Below are 4,090 nucleotides of genomic sequence, written 5' to 3'. Positions count from 1 at the left end.
CCCGAAAAAGGGCCAGTCAGTTGCTTAACTGACTGGCATTACAACCCTCGGGCTGCCGTTTTGTTTTTACCTAACTATGCTTATTCTTCAATTCAAACCGTGGTGACACCAGACCGTACAGCGTCCAGCCCATAAAGGTCACCATTGCCCCATAGAGCATCGCTTCCTGACCGGAAGAGTAGAGCGCATAGAAGCTGTAAATCGCCCCAATGAGCGCCACGATATTCGCTGCTCGTGCTTTACGCGGATCCACCTTCGCGACCTTCTGAATAATCACCAGCGCGGCCATCGACAGAATGTACGGAATGATGTTCGTCACCACCGCCAGGTTGACCAGCACGTTGAACTGGCTGTTCAGCGACGGGCTAATGGTCATCAGCGACAATCCACTCTGGAAAATCACGATGGCCAGCATGCCCTGCACCGGTGCGTCCGCTTTGGTGACGCGGGAGAAGATTTTGGGGAAATAACCTTCGTCAGCCGAGGATTTAAACACCTGCGCGATGGTGAACTGCCAGCCGAGAAGCGAACCGCAGCAGGACATCACCATCAGACCCATAATCACCTTCCCGACTTCCGGGGTGAACATCTGGGCGAAAGCCAGCCCGAACGGTGCCGTGGAGTTAGCCAGATCCATATTCGGCACAATCCCGGCAATCACGTTGGTTGAGACGATATAGATCACCGCCGCCCCCAGCGTTCCGCCAAGTACCGCAATCGGCACGTTCTTTTCCGGGTTCTCAACCACTTCCGCGTTCGCGCAGGCCGATTCCAGTCCGAGGAAAGCCCACAGCGTCATGGCGATAGAAGAGCCCACGGCGGTAAAGAACGGCACATGATGCGGGTTCCAGGAGTTGGCGTAGAGCGTAGGACTAAACCAGAACCAGCCGATGATGCATAAACCGACGACCGGGATAATCACGCCCCAGACGGTGATGCTGCTCAGTTGTCCGGTGATACGCGCGCCGCCGAAGTTCGCCACGGTGCAGATCCACAGCACCCCGATGGTCGCCAGCCCAATTTGTACCGGGGTGAGCGTGGCGCCAAACAGTTCCGTCCCGTAACCCACGGCGGAAATGGCAATCGCCACGTTGGCGATCAGCAGCGATACACCATAGGTGTAGTTGGCCATAAAGTTGCCGGACTTACCAAAGGCGTATTCCGCATAGCCGCCCATCCCGCCGGACTTGCGGCTGAACATCCCGCATTTGGCGAATGCCCACGCCAGCGCCATTGACCCCACCGCCGTCACCAGCCAGGAGATAATCGAAATGGTGCCCACTTCGGCAAGCTTGGTGGGCAGCATGATGATCCCAGACCCCATCATGTTGACCATGGTGAGGATGGTCAGCTGCACCACGCCCATCTTATTGGATTTACTCATAATGTCTCTCCTTTCAGCAGCGCGGGCTGAGCAGCGGGTTGTTTGATGACGTTACAGCGAACCTGTTTGCGACCCTCACACTCTTCAACGTATACGCCCTGCAGCTCAGGCGCGAAGCCTGGTAGCAGGTTGATACCGTCTTCCAGCGCGGCAAAGTAGCGCAGCACGGAGCCGCCCCAGACTTCGCCCGGGACAACGCACAGCACCCCAGGCGGATAAGGCAGGGCGCCTTCAGCGGCAATGCGGCCTTCCGCGTCGCGCAGGGAGACCAGTTCGACTTCACCCCGCAGATACGCATAGTTCGCCTCCTGCGGGTTCATCATCACGCGCGGGAAGTGAGACTTGCGGAACATCTCTTTTTGCAGTTGCTTCACGTTATGGCGGGCATAGAGATCGTGCATCTCCTGGCAAATCTGGCGCAGCGTGTAATCCGCGTAACGTTCAGGATGTTGTTTGTAGAGAGAAGGCAGGACCTCTTTCAGCGGAACATCGCTCTCGAGCAGTTTTTCGAAGCGCACCAGCTGCGCCACCAGCTGCTGCAGTTTGCCCATATCTTCCGCAGGGGTGAGCAGGAACAGGATCGAGTTGAGATCGCATTTCTCCGGCACGATGCCGTTTTCACGCAGGAAGTTGGCGAGGATGGTGGCGGGCACGCCGAAATCCTCATACTCGCCGGTGCGGGCGTTAATACCTGGCGTGGTCAGCAGGAGCTTGCACGGGTCGATAAAGTACTGGTGCTCGGCATAGCCCTCAAAAGCGTGCCAGTTTTCACCCGGTACGAAGTGGAAGAAGCGCAGATCGGTGGCAATTTCCGCTGTGTCGAAGCTTTCCCACGGACGGCCATCCACCGTCTCCGGCACAAACGGACGAAGGTACTGGCAGTTCTCCAGGATCAGTTTGCGCGCTTCGATACCGTTAACCACGCAGTCCATCCACATATTGCGACCGCTCTGACCTTCATGCATACGGGCGTTAATATCCAGCGCAGCAAACAGAGGGTAGAACGGGCTGGTGGAGGCGTGCATCATAAAAGCATTATTCAGCCGCTTGTGGGGTACATAGCGCTGCTGGCCTTTGATATGGCTGTCCTTTTTGTGGATCTGTGAGGTTTGCGAGAAGCCTGCCTGCTGTTTATGTACCGACTGGGTGACCAGAATTCCCGGGTCGTTTTCGTTCAGCTCCAGCAGCAGCGGCGAGCAATCTGCCATCATCGGGATAAACTGCTCGTAACCTACCCAGGCCGAGTCGAACAGGATGTAATCACACAGATGCCCAATCTTATCCACCACCTGACGGGCGTTATAGATGGTGCCATCGTAGGTACCCAGCTGGATCACCGCCAGACGGAACGGGCGTGCATCGCGTGCACGACCTGGCGCCACCTCGGCTACCAACTCGCGCAGGTAGCTTTCCTCAAAGCAGTGCGCGTCAATACCACCAATAAAGCCGTACGGGTTGCGCGCGGTTTCCAGATAGATCGGCGTCGCGCCAGCCTGAAGAAGAGCACCGTGATGATTCGATTTGTGGTTATTACGGTCAAACAGAACCAGGTCGCCAGGGGTGAGCAGGGCGTTAAGGACCACTTTGTTGGATGAGGAGGTCCCATTCAGCACAAAGTAGGTCTTATCGGCATTAAAGACCTTTGCGGCATGTTGCTGCGCAATGCACGGGGCGCCTTCGTGGATCAGCAGATCGCCCATCGCCACGTCGGCGTTACACAGGTCGGAACGGAAAAGCGTTTCACCAAAGAAATCGACAAACTGATTGCCCGCAGGATGACGGCGGAAGAATTGCCCCCCCTGATGACCCGGGCAGTCAAATGCGCTGTTACCCTGTTTCACGTAGTCTACGAGGGCACGGAAAAACGGCGGTCGCAGCTGGGTTTCGTACTTCTGGGCCGCCGCTTCCAGCTGGCGGCCATAAAAATCGTTGCTGGTGTCTGAATGCTCAAATACGCCGTGAATGCGCGATAAATAATCTGCCGGAATGATCTCTTCTTTATGCGTTGCGACAAAGACGGGAATGCCAAATCCGGTGGCTTCTATTTCTTCCAGTATGCCGCTGGAAATATCGCTAACGGCCAGAACAATGGCCGCGACGTCGATATAATCAGAAGCGCGGACATCCACAAGCTCACGCTGGGTGGTAAAGCAGTCCGGACATGCACGGCTGGCCGCGATTTTTAAACTTTTCATCTTTCTCTCTTTATTTTAGGTAATAAGCGTCCTTCGATTTCTTGTCAGAAAGAAATCGATAATTTTCCGGAAAAAAAGCAAAGTGTGGCCGCTGATTAAAATCAGTAAATTGCTTTTTGATGATTGAAATTCAGTCCGCCCGGTTGCAGATGAGTCTGAATTAAATTGAATGAGCGCACGAGTTCACAGGCAATGGCCTGTAAAATAAAGTGTTTCAGGATAACCTGTAAGCGAGTGCGCCAGAAGTCGAAGGACTACCGGGCATTAAAGAGGTGAAAGTCAAAGCAGTTTCGGTGGGCAAACATCATGATATGTGTTGTCCGCCTTATATGGGGCATTAAGCGATTGTTGTTTTCCATGTTTCATTTTCCTTTCAGTAATTGAAAGCATGGTCATTTTATCCAGGAAAAAGGGATTAACTGTGAATCAGATCACCCTTAACCGATCATTTCAGAAATAATTAGTCGTTTTTGATGAATAACGCAGATCAAAATGCTGATTTGTTGTTGAA

3 protein-coding genes are annotated in these 4,090 nt (G+C 54.1%); all 3 read right to left on the bottom strand.

Annotated elements, in window-relative coordinates; genetic code table 11:
• Positions 1-70: 70 nt before the first annotated feature.
• The gene (gene potE, locus L977_RS10785) at positions 71-1,384 is read right to left on the bottom strand and encodes a putrescine-ornithine antiporter (RefSeq protein ID WP_022647448.1); all 1,314 of its coding nucleotides are present in this window, start codon (positions 1,382-1,384) and stop codon (positions 71-73) included.
• The gene (gene speF, locus L977_RS10780) at positions 1,381-3,579 is read right to left on the bottom strand and encodes an ornithine decarboxylase SpeF (protein WP_047625743.1); all 2,199 of its coding nucleotides are present in this window, start codon (positions 3,577-3,579) and stop codon (positions 1,381-1,383) included. The genes potE and speF overlap by 4 nt, the downstream gene beginning before the upstream one ends.
• A gap of 254 nt (positions 3,580-3,833) precedes the next feature.
• Positions 3,834-3,938 carry a leader peptide SpeFL gene (gene speFL / locus L977_RS24305; RefSeq protein WP_003858645.1) on the bottom strand — a complete coding sequence of 35 codons (105 nt, stop codon included), beginning with the start codon at positions 3,936-3,938 and terminating at the stop codon, positions 3,834-3,836.
• Positions 3,939-4,090: the final 152 nt, after the last annotated feature.

The organism is Enterobacter sp. ZOR0014, assembly GCF_000798855.1.
Classification (GTDB): domain Bacteria; phylum Pseudomonadota; class Gammaproteobacteria; order Enterobacterales; family Enterobacteriaceae; genus Enterobacter; species Enterobacter kobei.
Note: the sequence above shows the minus strand (reverse complement) of the source record. Positions and strands in the feature narration are given on the sequence as shown.